The 738-nt window shown below is 36.4% G+C and carries 2 protein-coding genes; both read left to right on the top strand.

Annotation, left to right across the window (positions count from 1 at the left end; all coding sequences use genetic code 11):
* Window positions 1-49 precede the first annotated feature (49 nt).
* Window positions 50-271: a hypothetical protein gene (locus MICAI_RS17000; protein WP_008205031.1), complete on the top strand. Its 222-nt coding sequence runs from the start codon at window positions 50-52 to the stop codon at window positions 269-271.
* Window positions 268-549 carry a type II toxin-antitoxin system RelE/ParE family toxin gene (locus MICAI_RS16995; RefSeq protein ID WP_008205029.1) on the top strand — a complete coding sequence of 94 codons (282 nt, stop codon included), beginning with the start codon at window positions 268-270 and terminating at the stop codon, window positions 547-549. Before MICAI_RS17000 ends, MICAI_RS16995 begins: the two co-directional genes overlap by 4 nt.
* Window positions 550-738: the final 189 nt, after the last annotated feature.

The following is a 738-nucleotide window of genomic DNA, read 5'->3' as shown; positions in this document are numbered from 1 at the left end:
AGCTACTTAGCATATCAGGAAAAAAGTTAACTAACAGGAGGAAACTGTAATGAGTATCGCATTTTTTCAAGATCTGATCGAATCGGTAGAGAGTCTATCCATTGAAGACCAAGATTATTTGTTTGAGCTAATTCGTAAAAGACGTATTGAGAAACGCCGGGAGGAGATGGCTAAAAATGGCGAAGAAACCTTAAAATCTTTAGCGATGGGAACAGCAAAAAAAGGCAGCGCTGAAGAGATAATGGCTTATTTGTTAGAGGATGAAGAATGAAATTAGTTGCTGACAAAAGCTTTAAAAGAGCTTTTCAACGCTTAATCAGCAAAAATCCTCAACTACAAAGCAAGATATCAGAGGTTCTACATTTGTTAGCAGATAACCCTTTCACCCCTTCTTTAAAATCTCATAAGCTGACAGGTAGATTAGAAGGTTATTGGTCATGTTCTGTTAGTTATGATTGCCGTATTATTTTTACTTTTCGTCAAGATACTGATTCAGGAGAAACTTTAATTGTTATAGTTGATATTGGCAAACACGATCAAGTTTACTAATTTATCTCTTGAATTTGTTCTTTCTTATCAATTGTATAATCATAGTCAGTCCAGTAGGGTGCGTTACGCTACGCTAACGCACCAAAAACCTTTCTTTGTGGTGCGTTACGGCAATATTTAGCTCTTGATTTTTTCCCTGAAAACAAGGGATTGCCTAATGCACCCTACTGGACTGCTTAACATTTTTGG

The organism is Microcystis sp. T1-4, assembly GCF_000297435.1.
In the GTDB taxonomy this organism is placed as follows: domain Bacteria; phylum Cyanobacteriota; class Cyanobacteriia; order Cyanobacteriales; family Microcystaceae; genus Microcystis.
The sequence above is the reverse complement of the archived record's forward strand: the minus strand, read 5'-3'. Positions and strand labels throughout refer to the sequence as shown.

What these genes read in the sequence shown, in the direction of transcription:
- MICAI_RS17000 (WP_008205031.1), top strand. Translation starts at nt 50, where the DNA reads ATGAGTATCGCATTTTTTCAAGATCTGATCGAATCGGTAGAGAGTCTA.
- MICAI_RS16995 (WP_008205029.1), top strand. Translation starts at nt 268, where the DNA reads ATGAAATTAGTTGCTGACAAAAGCTTTAAAAGAGCTTTTCAACGCTTA.